17 protein-coding genes are annotated in these 23,201 nt (G+C 60.7%); 2 read left to right on the forward strand and 15 right to left on the reverse strand.

All coding sequences use genetic code 11. The features are described from left to right. Nucleotides 1-14 precede the first annotated feature (14 nt). From MMS95_RS12465 to MMS95_RS12475, 3 genes are all read right to left on the reverse strand, one after another. Nucleotides 15-2,546 (reverse strand): outer membrane usher protein, encoded by a 2,532-nt coding sequence (locus tag MMS95_RS12465; RefSeq protein WP_156866170.1) that lies wholly within the window; start codon nt 2,544-2,546, stop codon nt 15-17. A gap of 47 nt (nt 2,547-2,593) precedes the next feature. Further along, a complete protein-coding gene (locus MMS95_RS12470; RefSeq protein ID WP_033631559.1) occupies nt 2,594-3,139 on the reverse strand; it encodes a fimbrial protein in 546 nt (181 codons plus the stop codon). A 94-nt stretch (nt 3,140-3,233) separates the two neighbouring features. Then, nucleotides 3,234-3,788, reverse strand: a complete 555-nt coding sequence (locus MMS95_RS12475; protein WP_156866172.1) for a fimbrial protein — start codon at nt 3,786-3,788, stop codon at nt 3,234-3,236. 430 nt (nt 3,789-4,218) lie between these two features. On the opposite strand from MMS95_RS12475, the gene MMS95_RS12480 reads away from it, so the two are divergent. Further along, complete coding sequence (locus MMS95_RS12480) at nt 4,219-4,974, forward strand: winged helix-turn-helix domain-containing protein (RefSeq protein WP_156866173.1); 756 nt, start codon at nt 4,219-4,221, stop codon at nt 4,972-4,974. Between the two features lie 77 nt (nt 4,975-5,051). Here the strand turns inward: MMS95_RS12480 and MMS95_RS12485 are convergent, their stop codons facing one another. The 11 genes from MMS95_RS12485 to fes form a co-directional block, all read right to left on the reverse strand. Beyond that, the gene (locus MMS95_RS12485) at nt 5,052-5,516 is read right to left on the reverse strand and encodes a hypothetical protein (protein ID WP_033631555.1); all 465 of its coding nucleotides are present in this window, start codon (nt 5,514-5,516) and stop codon (nt 5,052-5,054) included. A gap of 3 nt (nt 5,517-5,519) precedes the next feature. Then, on the reverse strand, nt 5,520-6,260 hold the full coding sequence (locus MMS95_RS12490) for a helix-turn-helix domain-containing protein (protein WP_242141744.1): 741 nt from the start codon (nt 6,258-6,260) through the stop codon (nt 5,520-5,522). A gap of 319 nt (nt 6,261-6,579) precedes the next feature. After that, on the reverse strand, nt 6,580-7,197 hold the full coding sequence (locus MMS95_RS12495) for a DUF2238 domain-containing protein (RefSeq protein WP_156866174.1): 618 nt from the start codon (nt 7,195-7,197) through the stop codon (nt 6,580-6,582). Nucleotides 7,198-7,318: 121 nt separating this feature from the next. Further along, nucleotides 7,319-8,383 (reverse strand): YncE family protein, encoded by a 1,065-nt coding sequence (locus MMS95_RS12500; RefSeq protein WP_015376349.1) that lies wholly within the window; start codon nt 8,381-8,383, stop codon nt 7,319-7,321. Between the two features lie 61 nt (nt 8,384-8,444). Further along, nucleotides 8,445-9,305, reverse strand: a complete 861-nt coding sequence (locus tag MMS95_RS12505) for an isochorismatase (RefSeq protein ID WP_004930014.1) — start codon at nt 9,303-9,305, stop codon at nt 8,445-8,447. A gap of 3 nt (nt 9,306-9,308) precedes the next feature. Further along, nucleotides 9,309-10,937 (reverse strand): (2,3-dihydroxybenzoyl)adenylate synthase, encoded by a 1,629-nt coding sequence (locus MMS95_RS12510; RefSeq protein WP_076740803.1) that lies wholly within the window; start codon nt 10,935-10,937, stop codon nt 9,309-9,311. Nucleotides 10,938-10,944: 7 nt separating this feature from the next. Continuing rightward, nucleotides 10,945-12,150 carry an isochorismate synthase gene (locus MMS95_RS12515; protein WP_176326589.1) on the reverse strand — a complete coding sequence of 402 codons (1,206 nt, stop codon included), beginning with the start codon at nt 12,148-12,150 and terminating at the stop codon, nt 10,945-10,947. Nucleotides 12,151-12,362: 212 nt separating this feature from the next. After that, entirely contained in the window at nt 12,363-13,619 is a 1,257-nt protein-coding gene (entS, locus tag MMS95_RS12520; RefSeq protein ID WP_015376345.1) for an enterobactin transporter EntS, read from the reverse strand. A gap of 175 nt (nt 13,620-13,794) precedes the next feature. Further along, nucleotides 13,795-17,739 (reverse strand): enterobactin synthase subunit F, encoded by a 3,945-nt coding sequence (locus MMS95_RS12525; protein ID WP_242141745.1) that lies wholly within the window; start codon nt 17,737-17,739, stop codon nt 13,795-13,797. 32 nt (nt 17,740-17,771) lie between these two features. Continuing rightward, the gene (locus MMS95_RS12530; protein WP_004930023.1) at nt 17,772-17,978 is read right to left on the reverse strand and encodes an MbtH family protein; all 207 of its coding nucleotides are present in this window, start codon (nt 17,976-17,978) and stop codon (nt 17,772-17,774) included. Then, nucleotides 17,953-19,326 (reverse strand): enterochelin esterase, encoded by a 1,374-nt coding sequence (gene fes / locus MMS95_RS12535; protein WP_074469401.1) that lies wholly within the window; start codon nt 19,324-19,326, stop codon nt 17,953-17,955. The genes MMS95_RS12530 and fes overlap by 26 nt, the downstream gene beginning before the upstream one ends. 284 nt (nt 19,327-19,610) lie before the next feature. On the opposite strand from fes, the gene MMS95_RS12540 reads away from it, so the two are divergent. Continuing rightward, a complete protein-coding gene (locus MMS95_RS12540; protein WP_242141746.1) occupies nt 19,611-21,893 on the forward strand; it encodes a TonB-dependent siderophore receptor in 2,283 nt (760 codons plus the stop codon). Nucleotides 21,894-21,952: 59 nt separating this feature from the next. On the opposite strand, the gene MMS95_RS12545 is transcribed toward MMS95_RS12540, so the two are convergent. Continuing rightward, nucleotides 21,953-23,185 carry a hypothetical protein gene (locus MMS95_RS12545; RefSeq protein WP_048325759.1) on the reverse strand — a complete coding sequence of 411 codons (1,233 nt, stop codon included), beginning with the start codon at nt 23,183-23,185 and terminating at the stop codon, nt 21,953-21,955. Nucleotides 23,186-23,201: the final 16 nt, after the last annotated feature.

Consider the following 23,201-nt stretch of genomic DNA (forward strand, 5'->3'; position numbering starts at 1 on the left):
GGTGTTCGCGTTCATTACGCCTCTGGCTCATTGGCCGGCAACGCCCGGCACGGCAGCAGCAGGTTGCTCATCATGTCAGCCGGCAACGCTTGCGGTAGGCTGATGGCGCACTGCGCCGCGCCGTTCCAGTGCACGGTCATGCTTTCACCTGGCCGGATGCCGCTCAGGTAGACGCTGCCGCCGTCGTTCACAATCCCTGTATCCTGTTTGCTGGCGTTCATCACCGTGGCGCCGAACGGCGGCGTGCTGCCGTCCGCCAGCCGGATAACCGCCATCGCCTTCTCCCCGGCGAGCACATCAAACTTGCGATAACCGATTGCGCCTTCGGTCAGGGTGGCCTGCACCACCGATTTGGTGGCCTCGGCGTTATCCCCCAGCTTGTTCAGATCGATGCTGGCCTTGTTGCGGTAATAGCTGTTAACGTCCGTCACCACCGCCTTGCCCCAGCGGTTGGTATCTACGGTGCTGCCGTAACCACGCACTGGCACCCCGGCCACGCCGCCGGTATCCAGCAATAGCCGGGTGCTGCCCGGCATGCCGATGCGGTGCAACGCTGCGCCCTCCATCGTCAAGGTTGCACCGCCCTGGGCATTGAAGCCCAGCGCCGTATAGCTGCCCTGCTGATAGCTGGCATTGGCGCTCAACTGGGCCATATCACCCTGACGATTGTAATAGCCGCTGAAGCTGGCGCCGTTTCTGGTGCTGCCGACGTTCAGCTGATAGTTGCTATGCTCATCCAACCGATCGTAATACCCCACTCGCTGGCTGCTGTCGTGACGGTTTACCGTCGCGCTGTAGCTCAGGTTGGCTCCCTGGCCCCACGGCAGCGACAGCGACAGGTACATGCCGTCGTCGTTGGTGTTTTCGTACTTGTTGCGGTACCCGGTCAACGACAGACTCAGGTTGCGGAAGCGGCCGATATCGAAATAGCGCGACAGCGTCAGGTTGTAACGATCATTGGCCGGTCGATCCCAATAGGTCTGGTGGTCATAGTTCAGGTACAGGCTCAGGCCTATATCCCGGAACTGCTGATTAAAGGTGATGGTGTACATCTCCTTGTTGTTGCCCACCCGGCCGCCATAGTAACGCGCGTCCAAATACTCGCTCATGCTCATAAAGTCCTGCTCCGAGAAGCGGTAGCCGGCGAAGGTCACCTGGCTGTCGGTCTCGTCGAAGGTCTTCGAATAGCTCAGGCGGTATGAACCGCCGCTCAGCGTGCCGTCCTGCTGCGGCAACCGCGCCCGCGACTGAGTGGCGTCGAACGACAGCGCGCCCAGCGCCATCAGATCGCGGCCGATACCCAGCGAAGCCGCGTTGTAGTCGCCACCGAACAGGCCGCCGCCGTACAGCGACCAACCGTTGCTCACCCCCCAGGAAAACTCGCCGGTGCCGAACAGCGGCCCATTGCTGCGGTGCTGCCAGTCCGAAGGTTTGCCCGCCGCCATTTTGAAGCGCCAGGAACCGGGGCGCGTCAGGTATGGAATGCTGGCGGTGTTCATCTTGAACGTCTGCACGCTGCCGTCTTGCTCCTCCACCCGCACGTCCAGCTCACCGGAGACCGCCTCGCTGATATCCTGGATGCGGAACGGCCCCGCCGCCACCTGAGTCTCATAAATCACCCGCCCCTGCTGGCTGATGGTGACTTTGGCGTTGGTTTTCGCTACCCCGACCACTTCCGGGGCATAGCCGCGCAGGTTCGGCGGCAGCATGTTGTCGTCAGACACCAGGCTAACGCCGGTGAAACGGAAGCTGTCGAACAGGCCGGAGTTGAGGTAGTCCTCACCCAGCGTCAGGCGCGAGCGCAGCGCAGAAACGGCCCGATAGGCGTAGTAACGGCTCCAGTCCAGCCGCTGATCGGTGCTCTGCCCGCTGCCGGTTTGGTGATTGAGCTGCCCCTGCCAGTCAGCGCGCAATCGCCAGGCACCGATGTTGGCGCCGGCGGTGCCGTTGCCGCTCAGACTGTTGCTCTGCCCGCCACTCCGCTCCTGGCGCTGAGTCTGGCCGTTAACGTTATAGTCAAACAGCAGACCCGGAATGCCCTCATCCCAGCGCGACGGCGGATCCCAGTCAGGCGAGGAATATTCCAGATAGGCCTGCGGAATGCTCAAATACAGCGCCGCCGTGGCTAAATCGCCGCGCGCCTCCATGCCCTTCAGGCTGGCGATATCCAGACACTCGTCCTGATGCCACCAACGCAGTCCTTTTGATGCATCCGGTTTCAGCCCCAGCTGTTCCACCAGCGCCGGTGAAATACAGGCCTGGCTGCCCTGAGCATCGTCATCCGGCGGATAAAAACTGACGCTCTGTTCCGGCAATTCATTGTTATTAAGATGAATCACCATGGCATAGGCGCCCGGCATGATATAGCCGCTGCGTGAAAACTGGCTCAGGTCGATATTTTTTCTATCGTTCACGTCCAAGATATCGGTATTAAACTGAATGCCATCCTCGGCTTCTGCCTTTGGCGTTAAATGCGCCAACGCCAGAAATATACCGATACTTAGCGCATGAGGACGAAACAGCTTCCATGCAGGAGAAAAAAACATATCCACGACCCTGTTTATTTAATAGTATTTATCGGCAGAGCTCAGCCTCAGTAATAGTCCATTTTAAAACGCACCGCAGAATAATACTCCCCTGCCTGCAGTGGCTGATTATTAGCGACCAGCCGCATTTGGTAGTTAAGCAGCATTCTTTCCGGCAATATTTCTCGAATGGGCAATGGGTTTCCTGGGTGGGCAATATTTCCTTCTGCATCGACGATTTGCAATCCGATGCCTTTTGCCCCACCATGCATCTCAAATAACTCCCCGTCGGCATCCCCGTCAAAAGTCACCCGAAAACCACTCCAGTCCGGCAATTTACTCTCAGCCCGAGATAAAACACAGTTAATTAGCTCAATGGAGAAGTAACGAGCGCCCCCGCTGCCGTCGCGAATAATATCTGCAACCGGTGTGACATCCATATCGATTAGCTGTTCCCGACTGCCGGCGGCAATAGCGCAGGCGGTATTGATAATGGCTCCTTGCATATTGACCTGTCCCCATCCTTGACTGGGGCGAGCGGCCTGAACGTTATCCGCGATTAACATTAAGGACAATAGGCAAGGAAGCATTAATTTTGCAGGAAAATAACTCATTGAATGTTCCCTATTCACAGAAATTCCACCGCTCGAATCCCGGGAAAAGCATGCGGGCAAGCCCGCATGCTGCATTATCACTGCACAACCGGACTTACTGGTAAGCCAAGGTGAAGTCAGCCACGGACTGGAAATCGCCCGGGGTGATAACAGCGTTAGAAGCCTTGTTGCCCTGCAGGTAAGCGGAGAAGCTCAGGGTGTTATTGCCATTGCCCAGCGCTTGCGCTGAAGAAGCTTTACCCAGCTCGATCACCTTGCCGGAACCGTCGGTGATGGCAATGCCGGCGCCTTTAGCGGTACCAGTAATGCCCAGCAGCTTAGCGTCCTCTACTGAAGCTGCGCCGGTGAAGGTGATAGCTACAGCATTATTCTTGCCAACGCCATTTACATCGCCTGGGTTCAGATCGCAGTTTTCCAGCTTAATCTGGAAGTTTTTCGGCGTGGACTGGCCACCGTTTTTCAGCGCCACGTTGGAAACCTGGCCCAGGTTAACGGTCTGGTCTACGGTTTCCGGGGTAATTGAGCAAGGCGCGTCAATGATCGCGCCTTTAAAGGTTACGGTGCCGTGGCCCTGGTCTTTTGCTGCGTGAGCCACAGACGCTACGCCGAAAGCCAATACTGCTGCCATCATGATTTTATTCAGTTTCATATTAAATCCCTTACATTCCTTAGTAAGAAAGAGGTACTCATTGACGTCAATTAGATCAACAATTCACTCTTGATGTTTAACGCGCCGCTTTATTTCCGAGCGCAGGTTCTTTCGCTGATACCTGCCTTTCAGCGTTCCGTATCAGTGGCAACAAATTTACCCCGCCCAGATCAAAAATAAAACGTTATGTCGCAAAAAGACAAAAACACAGGATTTATACATAAAAAACACACATTAAATAGGTTTAAATTCTAAAAAATAGAAATTAAATGACCTTATTTATTTTTTAATACTTATACACTTAGACCCGGGTTAATATAATTATATGGATAGATGGAAAAATCCTATTGACCATTAATACCAAGGATTGAAAAAACAGCACACAGGTCTCAGAATAATCTCTCGACAGGTAAGTTGACAGGTTAAAAAAATGATTTTCCATATAAATAACAACGTTCTCTATGATGAAGATGAGAACACATTGTCGCATATTGATAATGCGGCGACTAAAATAGTCTTACTTAGACCCAGCGCCAGGCTGTTATCACTGTTCATCCGTAACAATAATGTGTTATTAATGCGTGAAAGGTTGCTTAATGATGTCTGGGTTGAGCATGGTCTTAAGGCCTCGAACAACAATCTGAATAACTATGTATCAGGGTTGCGCAAATCGCTGGCGCAGTTCGGCGAAGAGGCGCTTATTGTTACCTATCCGCGTCAGGGGTTTAAGTTCACCGCAGATATCATTCATGAAGTAAATAACAATGAGGAGGTAAAAAAACCGGAAAACAATCCAGAAGGAGATACTGAAGTCAGTAAGATGACTAAGAAAGAAGCGCGGCATAATAGCGTCAATAGCCCATTCAGGCGCCTTCTGCTGGCATTTTTAGCCTGCCTGGTGCCGTTTGCCGCTATCGTGCTTTATCAAAACGCCACCCGTATCAGCATGTATCCTTTGGGCGACTACGACCGCTGCCAAATATACAGCATGAATTCGGGGAGCGGCCACTTATCCGAAATCAAGCGATTTATCCAGCGCGCTGGTTTTAATTGTAGAAGTAAAGCTGACGTGTATTACTATGATAACATTCGTGATGAAGCGTCGCAGAAGGGCAAAGAGCTGTTAACCTTCTGCCCGCGAGAAAAAAGCAGCCCGTGTATCTACAATTATATCGACAAAGAATAGCATTGACATTGCAAGATGTTACCTCACCAGGCCATCTCACTCTCAGGATCCCCTTGCCCTAGCCAAGGGGATTTATCTTAGGGTGTAGCACACACAAATAACGGCGCATGGTTATCGGCAAACAAGAAATGCCGGCTATCAATTTGCTCGATACGCCAGTGTATTTGCATACCTTCCACCGGTAACCGCCGATTAAAATCCTCAAGCCTTATCGAGTCATGCGGTTTCTTGATATTTTCCTTCACCCACAGCGTATAGTTATTGCCCTGCCGCCGATAATCCATAACCAGAGTGCGTGAGATAACATAGTGATCCTTGCCATCATAGGCTCTGCCGTTCAACAATATGTTGATGCGCCGCGGGCCGTCGGGAACCACATTTATCAGAACAATGCGTCCAATGCTGCGGCCGGCAATGTTGTCAGTTACATGTTCAACCGCCCGGCACTCCGGGATTTGCGGTCTGAAAAATAAAAAGTAACCGGCGACGGCGCAGCACCCCATAGCCAGTAACGCCGCAATCGCGTAACCATATCGTTTCATCGTTTACAGGCCCCAGCTTTCATAGAAACTCTCGCATTGCACCTTGTTATCCGCCATTTGCGACTCTGGGCAGTAATAGAAATAGGACGTTCGGGTTCTCCCGGAACCGTTTGGCGCCAGTGTTTGCGTGTCGTAGTAGAGCAGCGTCGCCGGTTCGTTGCAGTGAATCTGCGGCCGCCGCTTCAGCATGTCGCGCAGATGATCCAAATCGACCTTGTTGATTGCCGGCTTATGATAAGTGGTGATAAGGCGCACGCTGCAGCTGTCGATGCGCCCCCCGTCGATCGTGCTGATCGGCTGATAACCTGCATCGCACCACGCCCAAATACCGCTGCCCAACGCCAGAACCAGCAAAGCCGCCAGTGCGGCGGCTTTGAAACGCGTATAGCTGCGTACAGCGACGGAGCCTACTTCAGGGGGGGCGCCCACCTCCTGGCCCATCTCCGGGGCCGGCTCCTCTGCGGGCGCCTGGCTGTCCGCGGTTTTGATCGTAGCGGCGGTGAACATAAAACCTTGCCGCGGCAAGGTGACGATGATCTCCTCCTCGCCAAGCGAAGAGAACGCCTTGCGTAAAATTGAAATGGTGTTGTTGAGGTTGTTACCGGAAGCGACCTGGCCATGAGCCTCCCACACCTGCGTCAACAACGTCTCTCTGGATAACACCAGATTGTTGTTTCTGACTAATGTGGAGAGCAGGCGGTTCAGCGTGGCCGTCAGCGTAATCGGCGGGATATCGTCATTCACCGAGACCAATTCCGATCTATCTTCGTGATATTTAATATTATTATTAATTATGTATCTCATAATTCCCTGCGCTACAAACCATGTCAACGCCAATTCCCCACCAAACAACATGATATTAGCACAGCAATTATAATAAGAAAATTCTTACGAATTAAATATAAATTCATATAAAACAATAGAATAAGAACAATAAATCATAGAGAATAGCGGAACCTTGGGCGCAGCTAAGGCTCCCTGCCTTCGCTTGATGCGACAACGTTCATTGCGATATATATAAAAAAACCCGCCATAACGGCGGGCTAATTCGGTTTGAAATTTATCAAACTAAGCGAACGATTTGCCGCTCCTGCCAACGCCCGAACAGCAACAAGCCGCATATCGCCCCGAGCAGCGCGCAGAACATGTCGGACTGGGTGTCCCACGGGTCGCCCTGGGTGCCGAGAAACTCGTCGGCGCCCTGGCCCAGCGCCAGCGCCGCCCACCATTCGATCAGCTCATACAGAGCACTGATGGCGAGCGCGATGCAGCACACCACGAAGCCCAGCATCTTGCGCCCCTGTACATAACCACCGCGCAGCAGGATTTCGCGCGCCGCCAGCGCCGGCACCAACCCCTGGAAGAAGTGCCCCAGTTTGTCGTACGGGTTACGGCCAAGACCCAGCCACTGCTGCACCTCAAACCCCAGCGGCACGCGGGCATAGCTGTACATGCCGCCGAAAATCAGGATCAGCGCGTGGAAGAAAATCAGCGTGTAGAGCAGCGGCGTCAGCGGGTAACGGCGATGGGTCAGCCACAGCAGCGGCAAAACGATCAAGACCGGCGCCACCTCCATCAGCCAGGTGGTGCGATCGTAAGGGCTGATGCCGCTGTGGATCAGCGCGGCCAGCAGCAGCAGAGTGATAACGGACAACAACAGCGGAGAGCGTGAGACGGGCATATCCAACGTTCCTTCGGGTCAATAAGGCAATCCACACTTTATACCGCAGATCGCACGGCGAAAAAAAACAGGCGGAGCGTCGCCGCTTCGCCTGTTCGGTGTGCGCTTACCCAGCGTAGGATTATTTCAGCGCGACGCGGATCACGTCATCCGGCGCGGTCGCTTCTTTCTCGCGGCTGGAAGCCTGTTTGACGCTGACGTACAGCGTCTGGCCATCCGGCGACAGCGCCAGGCTGTTCGGGTGGGTCGGCGTCTTGATGGTGTTCAGCACCTTGTAGCTCTTGGCGTCGATCACGCTCACTTCGCCCGCCTGGCGGTGGGTGACGTAAACTTCATTGCGCGCCGGGTTGAACAGCACCGCCAGCGATTCCGGCACGTCGATCTTGCTCAGGATGTTGCCGTTGCGGGTATCCACCACCAGCACCTGCGGCTGCTTGGAATCGGTGATGAAGGCGCGGTGAGTGGCGGTATCCAGGCTGATGTTCAGGAAGAAGTGCTCTTTAGACTCATCCAGCTTCTTGCGCGACAGTACCTTGTTGCTCTGGGTATCGATGGTCACCAGCTCGCCGTCGGCGTTGGTGACGTACAGGCGTTTGGCGGCGGCGTCCAGCGCCAGGCCAGTGCCGTATTTGCCGGTGTCGGTCACGGTGGCGCGCAGGGTCAGATCCTTGCCGTCCACCACCCAAACCACGCTGGAATCCCCCAGCCCGGTGATGTACAGGGTATCGCTGTCGGCATCCGCCACCAGTTCGCGCGGCGCCAGCGGCTTGACGGTCTCGGAACGCTGGCGCGCGTCCAGCACCAGGCGGCCTTTCACGTCGCCGGTCTTGGCGTCGATCGCGGTTACCGAGTTATTGACGGTGTTACCGAAGAACAGCGTGCCGGTCTTGGCGTTGACGGCGGCGCCGAACGGCTTGATGTCGTTATGGATAATTTGGGTCACGTCCAGCGTGGTCGGATCCAGACGGTAAACGATGCCGCCCTTGTCCAGCTTGCGGCTCTGCGAGGTGGCCAGGTAGAGCGCGTTCTCGCTCGGGCTGTAGGCCATTTCATAGGCGCCTTTGCCGACCGGCTTGCGCAGCACTTCCGGCGCGGTTTGCGCCTGCAAAGTGTTGGAGAACAGCAGCGTAGACAGCAGCATCAGCGGAAATGCCGCACGTTTTCCCTTGGTGATCAAAGTATTCATCAAAATCTCCTTATAAAGCCAACAGGGTGGCCGAACGGCCGCCCTCTGCTCGTGATTAAAATCAGGCTTTCTCTTCGGAAAGCAGCGCCCACCAGCTGTCGATGGTCGGGTTGCGCGCCAGCGCGATAAAGTCGATGTCGCCGCGGATCTTGCGCCAGCGGGTCGCCAGTTCCATGATGCGCACCGAATCCAGGCCGTAATCGATCAGGTTTTCATCGTTGCCCATGTCCTCGCTGTCTTCGTCCAGCAGCGGCAGGATCTGCTGACGCAGCGCATCAATGCTGGCGATGCCGGCCGCCGGCAGCAGAGACGCGGTGGTCACCACCCGGCCGCAGCGGCCGGCGGTGTAGCGCAGCGCCATCAGGTGTTCGTCGCGCGAGAAGTCCGCCAGACCGTCGGCCACCATGAACGGCTGGATGTTGCGCATGAAGGCGTCGATGGCGGTGGTCAGGCAGCCGATGTGCGCATACACGCCGCAGATGATCAGCTGATCGCGGCCGGACTCCTGCAGGATTTCCTGCAGCGGCGAGCGATGGAAGGCGCTGTAGCGCCATTTCACCAGCACCGTATCGTCTTCGTCCGGCGCCAGCGCGGCGGTCACCGCCTGCTGCTCGGGGTGTTTGTTCAGACCCGGCCCCCACATGTCGTTCAATAGCGCGCGATCTTCATCGCTCTGCTGGTTCGGCTGCGCGGTATAGAACACCGGAATGCCCTGCTGTTTGCAGTAACGACGCAGGTTGGCGATGTTCTCCACCACCTGTTTAATCAGCGCGCTGTCCTCGCCCCAGAAGTTGAGGAAATACTGCTGCATATCGTGGATCAGCAGCGCGGCGCGCTGCGGTTCTACCTGCCAGGTGACTTTATTTTGCGGCAGTTCGTCCGCCGTCGGCAGCGCGTAATCATTAAGTTTTGGAATGGCCATCAATTAATCTCCCTGAGCCTGAGTCTGTAGTTGCGCGTCGAGCTGCTGGCGCAGCCGTTTTTTGTCCACTTTGCCGACCGGAGTCAGCGGCAGGCTGTCCACCTGAATAAAGCGATCCGGCAGTTTGAAGTCCGCCACGCCCTGTTCGCGCAGGTGACGGCGCAGCACTACCGGCTTCAGCGGCGCGTTGGCAATGATATAGGCGCAGCTCTTCTCCCCCATCAGCGCATCCGGCATCGACACCAGTGCGGCGTTGATCACGTCCGAATGACGCAGCAGCAGGTTCTCGATCTCCTCGGCGGCGATCTTCTCCCCGCCGCGGTTGATCTGGTCTTTCTGCCGCCCCTGCACGGTGATGTAGCCGTCTTCGCTGATGCTGATCAGATCGCCGGAGCAATAGAAACCGTCGGCGTCAAAGGCATCGGCGTTGTGCGCCGGGCTCTGGTAGTAACCGCGGAAGGTGTAAGGCCCGCGCGTCATCAGCCGCCCAACCTCGCCCGCCGGTAACGGATTGCCGTCGTCATCCGCCACCCACACTTCGTCGTCCGGCGACATCGGCCGCCCTTGCGTCGCCAGAATGTGGCGTTCGTCGTCGTCCAGCCGGGTGTAGTTCACCAGCCCTTCCGCCATGCCGAACACTTGCTGCAGTTGGCAGCCGATTTCGTTCTGAATGCGTGCCGCCAGCGTTTCGCCCAGCTTGGCGCCGCCCACCTGCAGCAGTTTCAGGCTGGCGAGCTGGGCATTGCCGCCCCACTCTTCGATCGCCTGCAGCCACAGCGTGACCGCCGGCGGCACCAGCGCCGTCACGTTGATTTGGTGCTGTTCGATCAGGCGGAAGCATTGCCCGGCGTCCGGATCGGCGGCGAACACCACCAGCCCGGCGCCATAAAACACGCCCAGCACGCCCGGCGAACTCATCGGGTAGTTGTGCGCCACCGGCAGCGCGCACAGATAGCGGGTCTGCGCGTCGAAACGGCAGATCTCCACGCTGCGGCGAATGCTGTAGTAGTAATCATTGTGGGTGCGCGGGATCAGCTTCGGCGTACCGGTGCTGCCGCCGGAAAGCTGGAAGAACGCCACCCGATCGGCCGCGGAAGGCTGCGCGACGAAACCGTCGCTCGCTTCGTCCAGCCAGGCGGCCAGCGCCAGCTCGCCCTCGGCCTGGCTGCGCAGCGCCACGACGCGCAGCGAAGGATGCGCATCGCGGAAGGCGTTCAGGAATTGATCGTCGGCAAACAGCGCGTGCCGGCGATCGGCGATCAGCAGCGCCGGTTTGATCTGCTCGGCATAGGCGTTCAGCTCACTGCGCTGATGGCTGAACAGCGCATTGACCGGCGCCACGCCAATTTTCAGCAGCGCGAAGAACACGATATAGAACTCCGCCACGTTGCCCAGCTGCACCAGCGCGGTGTCGCCGGATTTTACGCCGCGGCGCAGCAAAGCGGCTGCCAGACGATCGGAACGCTGCTGCAGCTCGCGGTAGGTCAGGCTGCCCTGGGCGTCGATAATCGCCGGGGCGTCGTTGTTGGCCTGGCGGTCGAGGATCTCGGTCAGCGGTTTGTCAATCCAGTAGCCGCGCTCGCGATAGCGGCTGGCGAACTCCGCCGGCCAGGGGGTAAAGGCAATGCTCATCTTGTCGTTATCCTTGATTTATACCAAAGGCACGCAGAATGGTGCTGAGTTTGGTGCCTGTTTCATGCCATTCAGATTCGGGTGAAGAGTCTTCCACGATGCCGGCGCCGGCGAACAGCCGCACCCGGTTGCCGTCAACGGTGCCACAGCGGATGGTGACCACCCACTCGCCGTTGCCTTCATCGTCGCACCAGCCGACGATGCCGCCGAACAGGCCGCGATCGAACGGCTCCAGCTTGCCGATCAGGGCGTGCGCCTGGGCCGTCGGCATGCCGCACAGCGCCGGCGTCGGGTGCAACAGGCAGGCCAGCGACAGGGCGTTTTCGTCGGGAGATGCCGCCTCGCCGTCGATCGGCGTGGAGAGATGCCACAGCGTGGTGGTGGTCAACAATTCAGGGGTGTGCGGCACGTTCAGGTAGCGGCAGCGGCCGGCCAGCACGTCACGCATGCTTTCGGTGACGATGCGATGCTCGTGGCGATCTTTCGCCGAGGCCATCAGCCGCTCTCCCACTTCGCGATCGCGCTCTGGGTCGGCCTCGCGCCGGGCGGAACCGGCCAGCGGATTGGAATAGAAACGGCCGCCGTCCTGGCGCAGCAGCAGCTCGGGGCTGGCGCCCAACAGCGCGCCCTGCTCCAGCGGCACATGGAAATGGAAACCGTGCGGGTTTTGGGCAATCACGCGCGCCATCAGCGCATGGCGATCCACCGGCTGACGCGTGTCGATCTCCAGCAGGCGCGACAAGACCACTTTGTCCAACTCACCGGCCTTCATCGCGTCGACGGCGTCGCTGACCATATTCATGAACGGCTGCTGTGGCGGCAGTTCCGTTACCCCGGCCAGCTCCGGCCCATCCGCCGCCGGCCTAACGCCGGCCATAAAGGCGGCGCGATCGAACCAGCGGCTCTGCTGCGGAATAAACAGCGCCGAAGGCTGCCGGGTATCGAACGGGATGGCGCCGCACAGCAGCGGCTTTTTGATGCCGGCCTGGCGGGCCTCGGCAAACGCCTGCCGTACGCTGCGCTGGAACTCGCCGTTCAGATCGGCGCCGTCTGCGGCCGGCAGGCGAATGCGGCTGAAACAACCGGTGGTGGTCAGACTACGGAAAGGAGAAGTAAAGAAGAAGCCCGACGCGGGAGAAAAATCAGCGGCAAATCGCTGCTCTTCGCACTCCTGCACTTCCTTTCGATTGATGTCGTTCACGGCAGTATCCATCGCTTCGCCCTCAAGAATTTGAAGTGATAACCAATATAATAATGATTATCATTTGGGTTAATTCCGCGCTAAATTACTCGCCGATATTTGCTATGTCAATAAACGTAAGCACTTCTTTCATTTCGAAATCATGACATAAACGCTGTGGGTTTTACGCATGCCGATGATAAGCATTGCTATTTGATCCCACAGCGTTGTTTTAACGCGTTCGACTACTTTTCTGTGGCGGGCTGCGGCTCCGGTTTGTGCAGCGTAACCTGGCGCAAACCGGTCATGGCGAACAGCAACAGGATGCCGAGCAGCGCCGCGCCGAAGCCGAAACCGCTGGCGCTCATCGCCGGCAGCATAAAGGCGCCCATCGCCCCCAGCAGCAACGCGCCCAGCGCATCGCCAACCACGTTCTGCGCCGTCCACAGGCCATTGATGCGGCCGAGGAAGTTGTCCGGCGTCAGGCTCTGGATCAGACCGTATTGCAGCAGCGAGTTCAGCGCGCTCAGGTAGCCGAACGCCACCAGGCACAGTAACGCCAGGCTGTACCACGGCATCAGGCCGAACAGGCCGATGGCGGCGAACGCCGCGATCGCCGTCAGCAGCATCACCCAGCCGGGGCGCGCCACATGCGCCACGCGCCCGCTGGTGAACGCGCCGATGGCGGCGCCGAGCGGCACGGCGGCGTACATATAACCGAGGTGGGCAGCGTCGATGTGCCAGCCTTCCGCCATCGCCGGGTACAGCACGCGCACCGCGCTGGCCATGGTCAGCAGCGCGCCGATCAGTGCCACCATGCCGATCACCTTGTTCTGGAACAGGAAGGCGAAACCGCCCGCCAGCGCGCGCAGCGGGTGTTCACGCGGCTGCGGCGGCGGCATCAGCTGCGGCAGACTCAGCAGCGGCAGCAGCGTCAGCAGGGTGCCGAACGCCGCCAGACCGTAGTTCCAGGTGATGCCCATATGGGCGATCACCAGGCCGCCGATCGCCGGAGAAAGAATCGAGCCGAAGCGCACCGTCAGCATGCTGATGGCGCCCGCCTGCACGATGTTTTCGCGGCCCACCAGCGCCGGCGTGGCCGCCAGCAGCGCCGTCACCCCCACCGCGCCAAAGAAGCCGTCCCACACCGCCAGCAGATAAATGGCCGCCAGCGAAGGCGACGGCAACAGGGCATTGAGACACAGGCCGACAAATCCGACGCCGCAGGTGGAACGCGCAAACAGAATCAGCCGGCGTCGCTCATAGCGATCGGCCAATACGCCCCCCATCAGCAGCCCGGCGAACATGCCGCCGCCGGCCAGCGTCACCGCCAGCCCGACCTGCAGGGTGGAACCGGTCAACGCCTGGATCTGCACCGGGATGGCGATCGCCATCAGTCCCAGCGCCACAATGGAGATAAAGCGCGCGCAGAACACCGCGCGGAAAGCCCGGTTGGTTTTCAGCAGGCTGAAATCAAGCAGGATGGAGGGTTTGCTACTCATCGGTTGTTCACCACATCTTTAAACGGGGATTCTGCAGTTGCGGAGCGCTATGCTAGCACAGATGACGAAATCAATAATGATAATAAAAATCATTGATATTCAATTGTGAGCAGCCGCAAGAAACGCCGCCAAACGCGAGGCAATCCCCGTGCCTGGCGGCGGGATGAGGGCGTCATTACAGCGTGCGCAAGATCCGGTTCAGCAGCGGCCCCAGCACTTTGAACGACGCCGGCGAAACGATATCGACATGCGCGCAGTCCAGCTCGTGCGCCTGCAGCGCATCGACGTACTGCGACCAGGTTTGCTGCACGTCCATCCCTTCCTGCAGCGTGCGTTTGGCGACGAACAGCGTCGCCTGGCCGTGGAAACGGGCGGTCCGCGTGTGCGACAACAACCGCACCGAATCGGCGTAGTTGGCTTCGATGTTGTCGAACATCGCCGTGCGCGTCTCACCCAGCGCCGGATCGAGCGTGTCCTGCGACACCGCCAGGAACTGCTCGCGCTCGCGCTGCACTTCCTTCAACACGTTGTCGTCCAGCATCACGTCCCAGTTTTGGGTCTCCGGCGGATAGGTATCCAGCAGGCCGAGGAACGCCACCTGCTCGCCGCGCGCCTGCAGCCGGGCGGCGATGCCCTGCGCCAGCGTACCGCCCAGCGAATAACCGATGAAGTGGTACGGCCCGTGCGGTTGGACCTGCAACACCGTCTGCAGGTGAGCATCCACCACCTGATCCATGTCTTCGCTCAGCGCCAGCGGGCCGTCCGGCCGCGGCGACTGGATGCCGACCAGCGACCAGTGCTGGTCGAGATAGCGCGGCAATACGCTGAACTGCCAGGAGAAGCCGGATGCCGGGTGCAGGCAGAACAGCGTCGGCCCCTCGGTAACGCGCAGCGGCAATACGCTGTCGAAGCCGCTGCGATCGGCCTCTTCCTGCGTGCGATCTTCCGCCAGCAAGGCGGCCAGCTGCTCAACGCGCGACGCCACCATCACCTGGCCGACGGACACCGCCTTGCCCAGATCGCGGCGCAGCTCCGCCGCCAGGCGCATCGCCAGCAGCGAGTGGCCGCCGAGCGCGAAGAAATCGTCGTCGGCGAACACCTGCTCGCGCTGCAGCAAGCGGGCGAATACCGCCGCGATCTCGCTTTCCAACCCGGCCTGCGGCGTCCGCCCCGCCTTGCGCTCACCGCCCTGCGGCTGCGGCAACGCCTTGCGATCCAGCTTGCCGTTGGCGCTCAGCGGCAAATCCTGCATTTCCACCAGCGCCACCGGCACCATGTGCGGCGGCAGGCGGTCGGCCAGCGCCGCGCGCAGGGCTTCCGCATCCCAGCTCGCGCCTGGCTGCATCACCAGATAGCCCACCAGCTGGCGCGCATCGCCGCCGGCGTCCACCGGCGTGCCCTGCAACACCAGCGCGTGCGTCACCGCCTGGCGCACGCCCGGCAGCGACAGCAAGGCGTGATCGATTTCACTCAGCTCAATACGCTGCCCGCGGATCTTCAGCTGATCGTCGCTGCGGCCCAAATATTCCACCGCGCCGTCCGGCAGCCAGCGCGCCACGTCGCCGGTACGGTACATCCGTCCTCCCTCGCCGAACGGGTCGGCGACAAAGCGGCTGGCGGTCAGATCCGGCCGGCCAAGGTAGCCGTGCGCTAGCTGCACGCCGGTCAGATACAGATCGCCCGCCACGCCCGGCGGCACCGGCCGCAGGCGCGCGTCCAGAATGCGCAGCCCGGTGTTCCATACCGGCAGGCCGATCGGCACGTTGGCGCCGGTCACCTTCGCCAGCGCGTCGCCGTAGGCCGGATGCCAGGTCACGTCCACCGCCGCTTCGGTCGGGCCGTAGAGGTTGTGCAACGGCACCGCCGTGCGGCTTTGCCACAGGCGGCACAGCTCCGCCGGCAGCGCTTCACCGCTGCAGAACACCTGACGCAACGCGACGCAGTTCGCCACCGCCGCGTCGTCGTCCAGGGCGGCCACGAAAGCCGCCAGCATCGACGGCACGAAGTGCAGCGTGGTAATGCGGTGTTGCGCGATCAGCTGTTGCAGCTGCTGCGGATCGCGGTGCGCCTCCGGCGGCGCCATCACCAGCCGGGCGCCGACCATCAGCGGCCAGAAGAATTCCCACACCGAGACGTCGAAACTGCATGGCGTTTTCTGCAGCACCGCGTCGTCCGCCCCCAGCGGATACTGATGCTGCATCCACAGCAAGCGGTTGACGATCGCCTGATGGCCGACCAGCACGCCTTTCGGGCGCCCGGTGGAGCCAGAGGTAAAGATGATATAGGCCGCATGATCCGGCGTCGGGCCCGCGATCGCCACCCCGTCGGCGTGATCGGCCGCCAGCGGCGCGTCATACAGCAAAATTTCGCCCTTGTCGGCGAAACGCGCCTGCTGCGCCGGGCTGGTGATGACCAGCCGGGGTGCGGCGTCTTCCAGCATCATCGCCAGCCGCTCGTCCGGATAACCGGTGTCCAGCGGCAGGTAGGCGGCGCCCGCTTCCACGATCGCCATCAACGCCAGCGACAGGAACACCGAGCGCGGCAGCGCCACCGCCACGATGTCGCCCGGCCGTACGCCCTGCACAACCAGCTGGCGCGCCAGCGCCGTGACCTGTTCGCGCGTTTCGCGGTAGGTGAAGCTGAAATGCGCATCCGCCAGCGCCGGCGCCTTCGGCGTGCTTTGCGCCTGCTGCGCCAGCAGTTGGCTCAGCGTGGTCGCCGGCACCGGATGCGCCGTGTCGTTGACCCGCGCCAGCAGAGCGCGATCGTCGGCGGTCAGCATGTCGGCTTCGCCGATCGGCAACGTTGCCTGCGCGGCGAACTGCGCCAGCAGCAGCGGCAACCGCTGCAGATGCGCCAGCAGTTCCTGACGGCTGTAACGCTCGGCGTTGGCCAGCAGCTCCACCTTCAGCTGATGGTGTTCGTCGATAAACAGCGCAATCTCCAGATCGCGCACCGGCCCGGAGGCCAGATCGTGGGTAATGCCTTCGATACCGGCGAAGTCCAGCTGGTAATCGAACATTTTGAAGTTGAAGACCGTACCGTACAGCGGTTCACCGTCGCCGATGCGCCCCAGATCGCGCTGCACCTGTTCAGCGTCGTAGCGCTGATGGCGGCGCACCGTTTTCAGCTCGCGGCTGATGCGGGCGGCGGCCTCATACAGCGTGGCCTGCGGCTCGAGGTGCATCTCCATCGGCAGCACGTTGATCACCGGGCCGGCGGCGCACAGGGCGGCCGATCCGGTACGGCGCATGAAGATAAAACCGGCGCTGAAGCTCGGTTGGCCGCTCAGACGCGACACCCACAGCGCCACCAGCGCCACCGCCATATCGGCGGCGTTCAGCTTCTGCTGCGCGCCGCACTGCACCAGTTCGGCGAAGGCCTGCGGATCGCAGCGCTGTTCCAGCCGGTGGATGCGCGGCGTGGGCGTTTGCCCGGCCAGCGGCTGCGGACAGAGCGTGGCCGGTGGCGGCAGCTGCCGTGCTTTTTCGCGCCAGAAATCGGCGTCGCGTTGCCAGGCCGGGGCCTGCCGGTAAGCCTGGTATTCCGCCACCACGTCGCTGAACGCCGTGAAAGGCGTCGGTTCCAGCGCGTCGCCGCGGCAAAGATGGGTGTAAATCGCCGCCACGCGGCGCGCGATGGCGGTGAAGCTGAAACCGTCCACCAGCAGATGGTGATAGCGCTGATACCAGAACCAGCGGTCATCCGCCAGACGCATCACCACATGACGATACAGCTGCGCGCCGCTGCCGGCGCGCAGATCGCTCGCCAGATCGATGTCCATCAGCGCGCGCGCGGCGGCTTCAGGATCCGGCGACGTCGTCAGATCGACAAGTTCCGGCGCGTGCACCACCAGCGTGTCATCCAGCCATTGCACCGGCACGCCGTCGCGTTCCGCAAAACGCAGGCGCAGCATGTCCACCTCGCCCAGACCCTGGATGATGGCCTGCAGCAGAGGCTCCACGGCGACAGGGCCGTTGAGTTCGATGGCGTGAGCCACCGCGTAGGCATTGCGATGCGGGGAGATTTGATCGGCGACCCAGATGCCGGGTTGTGCCGCGACCAGCGGCCATTCGCCCGCAAGCGCCGGGCCGCTGAGAGAGTTAGGGGTGTGTGACACTGCTTATTGCTCCCGTGATTACCTGGCGCCGGTCACGCCTCGCGTGCTGCGACCGGCAGAATATCTTGCCAATGCTGTTCCAGCCATTCGGCGCACTCGAGGCGCGCCGCCGGGCCAAAGACGATCGTCCACTCGGACGGAATGGCGCGGAAATCCGGCCACAAACTGTATTGTTGTTGTACGTTGCGCAGCACCAGGCTGCGCTGCTGTTGATCATCGAACGGATTCAGGCTTTCCATCATGTGTTCCTCGTGCCGTCGCCGATGCCGGGTAAGCGGTGGCGAAAGCGGAAGCCCATACCGCCTGCAGCCCATCGGTCAGGCCGCTGCGCCAGCACAGCGCATCGTGCCCGCCTTCCACCACCCGGTAGTGCACCCGATGGCCGGCGTCGCTCAGGCGCGCCGCCATTTCGCCACTGACCCGATGCACCAGTTTTTCCTGCGAACCGGCTTCCATAAAGACCTTCAGCGCGCCGTGGTTGCCCAGGCCGTGGCGTTCGACCTGTTGCATCAGCCAGCAGGCGTCGTCGGGAATGCTCGGCAGCTGCAGCATGTCGCGCCGCGGCCACCAGTAGGAACCGGACTGGGTGATCACCGCGCCGAAGCGCTGCGGCCAGCGCAGCCCGGCATACAGGGAGGCCAAGCCGCCAAAGCTTTGCCCCGCCACCACCGTATCGGCCGGTTTGTCGCTGTGCGGCGCCCAGTCGGCCAGTTGCGGCATCAGTTCTTCCTGCACCGCCAGCCAGAAATCGTCCTTGCAGGTTAATTCTCGCGCCCGGTGCGGCAGATCGATGATGTCGATCAGCACATACACCGCTTCCGGCAACGCCCCCTCGCGGGTCAGCTGCATCAGCGGCGCCCAAACCGGCATCTGCTTCGCCCAGAACTGGCCGTCGAGCAAGATCGCGAGCGGGCGCTCGGCCGGCTTGCTGTCGCCGGTGGTGTAGATCCAGACGTCGCGGCTGTTGCCCAGGCGCTCGCTCTGCCAGGTATGACGCTGCAAACGCGCCGGCAGCGGCGGCGTGCAGCGCCCGCTGGCGATCTCATATTCGTCGAACGAACGCCATACCGGCTGCGGCGGCGCATCCGGCATGTGCAGCCCGGAGACGCTGTGGCCGCTGGCGCTTTGCCAGGAACGATACGGGTTGAGCAGATCGGGTGTAGCGCTGGCGAACACCTGGTGCCACCAGTGACGCAGGTTGTGCATGTTGGCGTGCGCATCGTCGCCGCTGAACGCCGGCGGCCGCTCGTCAAAGCAGGGGATAAAGCAGTAGCTTCCGCGCCAGGCGCCGCTCAGTTCAGTCTGCCAATACCACACGTCGGTGCCGGCCAAACGCTGCAGGCTTTGCGGCGGATTCGGCTGATGGTGGTCGGTCAGGCAGTTAATGTTGATCCACACGCGACGGTAGGCGGAGGTCAATTCGCATCCCTGGGGATCGCGCCAGAAAAAGGTGGTGCGCCAACGGCCGTTACCCGCCGGTTCTACCCATGGCGTACCGCGTCGTGCCACCGTCAACCACCACCCTGGACTGCCCGCATTGCTGCTGGCCAATAATCTGCTGCTTTCTGACTGTAGTTCTGTATTCACAACGCCTACCCATTTTGTAGTTGGCGGCACCGGGAACGTCGACTTTTCCCTATCGCCGGCCACCGCCCGAACGCACTGTACGCCAAATACTATTGATAATAATTTGCATTTGCAATAGTGTGTAAGGCTTGGAGATCGTGCTGGTATTGCGCGCAACGGACAGGGATCGGGGATACATCAATGGCATCCCTTGCCGCAGCCGATTTTCTATTTCCGACTACACAAAAACTACAACCGCCCTTCCCCCCATTCGGCGAGGGATGGCAGCAAGGTAGGACACTCAGATGAAAAGCAAGCTATCACGTTATTCTTTAGCCACTCTTATCGGCTTGGGATTGGGCGCGTCCGCGTTCGCCAACGCCGCGCAGCAAACCGACACCACCACCACGGAAGAGAACAGCGGCGCCACGGATAAAAAGCCGCGCGGCGAAGACACCATCGTCGTGACCGCCGCCCGGCAGAACCTGCAGGCGCCAGGGGTGTCCACCATCACCGCCGACGAGATCAAAAAACGCCCGCCGGCGCGCGACATCAGCGAACTGATCCGCACCATGCCCGGGGTTAACCTGACCGGCAACTCCACCAGCGGCCAGCGCGGCAACAATCGCCAGATCGATATCCGCGGCATGGGCCCGGAAAACACCCTGATTCTGATCGACGGCAAACCGGCCTCCAGCCGCAACTCGGTGCGTCAGGGCTGGCGCGGCGAACGCGACTCACGCGGCGATACCGCCTGGGTGCCGCCGGAAATGATCGAACGCATCGAAGTGCTGCGCGGCCCGGCCGCGGCGCGCTACGGCAACGGCGCCGCGGGCGGCGTAGTCAACATCATCACCAAGAAGGCCGGCGATGCGCTGCACGGCTCGCTGAACGGCTACTTCAACGTGCCGCAGCACAAGCAGGAGGGCGCCACCAAGCGCACCGATTTCAGCCTGTCCGGCCCGCTGAGCGATTCCCTGAGCTTCCGCCTGTTCGGCGGCTACAGCAAAACGCAGGCCGACGCCTGGGACATTAACGAATCGCACAAGTCCGAACGCGTCGGCGCCTACGCCAACAGCGTGCCCGCCGGGCGCGAAGGGGTGGTCGATAAAAACATCGACGCCCTGCTGCACTGGGACTTCGCCCATCTGCAGTCGCTGGAATTCGAGTACGCCTACGGCCGCCAGGGCAACCTGTACGCCGGCGATACCCAGAACACCAACACCAACGCCCTGGTGCAGAGCAACTACGGCAAAGAGACCAACCGCATCTACCGTGAAACCTTCGGCCTGACCCACCGCGGCGCCTGGGACAACGGGGTGAGCACCAACAACTACGTGCAGTTCGAACGCACCCGCAACACCCGCCTGAACGAGGGCTTGGCCGGCGGCACCGAAGGCATCTTCGACACCAAAAACACCGGTTTCGGCACCACCAAGCTGGACGACTTCCTGGCGCACAGCGAAGTCAGCGTGCCGTTTGAGCTGGGCGTCGCGCAAACCGCCACGCTGGGCACCGAGTGGACCCAGCAGCGGATGAAAGACGGCACCTCCACCAGCCAAACGCTGATGGGCGGCACCATTCCCGGCATGACTACCGGCACGCGCAGCCCTTACGCTTCCGCACATATCTTCTCGCTGTTCGCCGAAGACAACATTGAGCTGACCGACACCACCATGCTGACGCCGGGTCTGCGCTACGATCTGCATTCGGAATCCGGCAACAACTGGAGCCCGGCGCTGAACCTGTCGCAGGAACTGGGTGATTACTTCACGCTGAAGATGGGCATCGCGCGTTCCTATAAAGCCCCGACGCTGTTCCAAACCAACGGCAACTACCTGCTGTACAGCAAAGGCCAGGGATGTGCCGGCAGCGATACCAAAAACGGCTGCTACCTGCTCGGCAACGACGATCTGAAAGCGGAAACCAGCGTTAACAAAGAGATCGGGCTGGAATTCCATAACGAAGGCTGGCTGGCCGGCGTGACCTACTTCCGCAACGATTACCACAACAAGATTGAGGCGGGTAACTCGCGCATCGCCACCAGCAGCACCGGCACGGCGGTCTATCAGTGGGAAAACGTGCCGAAGGCGGTGGTGCAGGGGCTGGAAGGCTCGCTGAACGTGCCGGTTAGCGAGACCGTCACCTGGAGCAACAACGCCACCTACATGATCGAGAACAAGAACAAGACTACCGGCGATTACCTGTCGGTGATCCCGAAGTTCACCGTCAACTCGACCCTCAGCTGGCAGGCCACGCAGGATCTGTCGATGCAGTCCACTTTAACCTGGTACGGCCGGCAGAAGCCGAAGAAGTACAACTATCAGGGTAAACCGGCCACCGGCGGCGAAACCCGCGAGGTCAGCCCTTACGCCATCGTCGGCGCCAGCGCGACCTATGACCTGACTAAAAACGTCAGCGTCACCGCCGGCATCGACAACCTGTTCGACAAACGCCAGTTCCGCGCCGGCAACGCGCAGAACGTGGGTGACCCAAACACCGGCGTGATCAACATCGCCGGCGCGGGCGCGGCCACCTACAACGAACCGGGCCGCACCTACTACATGAGCATCAACACCCACTTCTGATGACATAACCCAACGACAAAGGGGTGCTCAGCACCCCTTTTTTTACCTTTGCAATTCAGTTACCTGGTGTGCAGCTGAATGCGCACCACGCTTTCCGGCTTGCCGGCCTTGGTGGAAGCGCCGTCGTTTTTCACCGTCACGAACAGCGCGTCGCCTTTCGGATCCAACGCCAGGCTGTTAGGGTGCGGCGGCAGGTCTACGGTTTGCAGGCGCTTGAGGGTCTTGGCGTCAAACACCGTCAGCGTCCCGGCGCCGTGATCCACGCGCACGCCTTTGCGGTTGGCGACATACAGCCGCTGGCTACGCTCATCGAGCAGCAGGCCGATCGGCACCTCATCCGTCAGCTCGCTGGCCAGCACTTTTCCGCTGTCCGCATCCAGCGCGAATACCCGGTGGCCGCTGCTGCGCTTCACATAGTCGTGCCCCAGATGATGATTGCGGTAGTCGTCGCGATCGATGCCCTGATCGACGCCCAGCAGGCGATTGCTCGCCGGGTCATACACCAGGTTCAGCAGCTGATCGGCCTGAACTTCGTGCGTGGCGGTGATCGCCAGCGTGTCGGCGTTCAGGGTGATCACCTGCCCCTGCATGTTGGAGACGAACACCCGGCGGCCCTTCTCATCCAGCGTGATGCCCACCGCGTTGTAGCCGAAGCCCGGGATCACTTTCTCCAGCTTGCCGGCCTTGGTATCGACCACATACAGCACGCTGTCGACGCCGAAGCCCAGACCCGGCAGGAACAGACGGCCGCTTTGCGCGTCATACTTGAGCTCGCGGAGGCGGTACAGGTAGTCCTCGGTGATTTTAAACTTCTTCAGCTCCGCCAACAGGAAATCCAGACGCTTGCCGCTGATGCCCGCCTGCTTGTAAGCCTGCTCCAGCACCGCTTTGTCCAGCAACTTGATGCTGCCCAGCGCGTGGTTGGTGGTGGTGTCCACTACCCCGACTTCGCCGTTGAAGGCCTGCGTCAGGTACAGGCGATTGCCCGCGTCGTTCAGCGCCACGCCGAAGCCTTTCACCTGCAACGGGATCTCCGCCTTGATCGCCAGGGTGTTGGGATCCAGCCGCAGCACGCGGGAGCGCGCCTCTTCCTTCCAGTCCGGCGCGCTGACGAACAGCGCCTGTTGCGAGGTGCTGTAGGCCATCTCCACCACCGTCGACGACAGCGCCTGGCGCTTGATGTCCTGCGGTTTGATGCCGGCATCGTCGGCCTGCGCGGCGCCGGCGACCACCAGAGAGGCCGCCACCAGCAGCGACAGTAACGCGCGCGGGGTTGCTAGGGTTCCAGACATCCTTTTATCTCCTTGA

This window comes from Serratia sp. PGPR-27 (genome assembly GCF_022678525.1).
GTDB lineage: Bacteria > Pseudomonadota > Gammaproteobacteria > Enterobacterales > Enterobacteriaceae > Serratia > Serratia nematodiphila.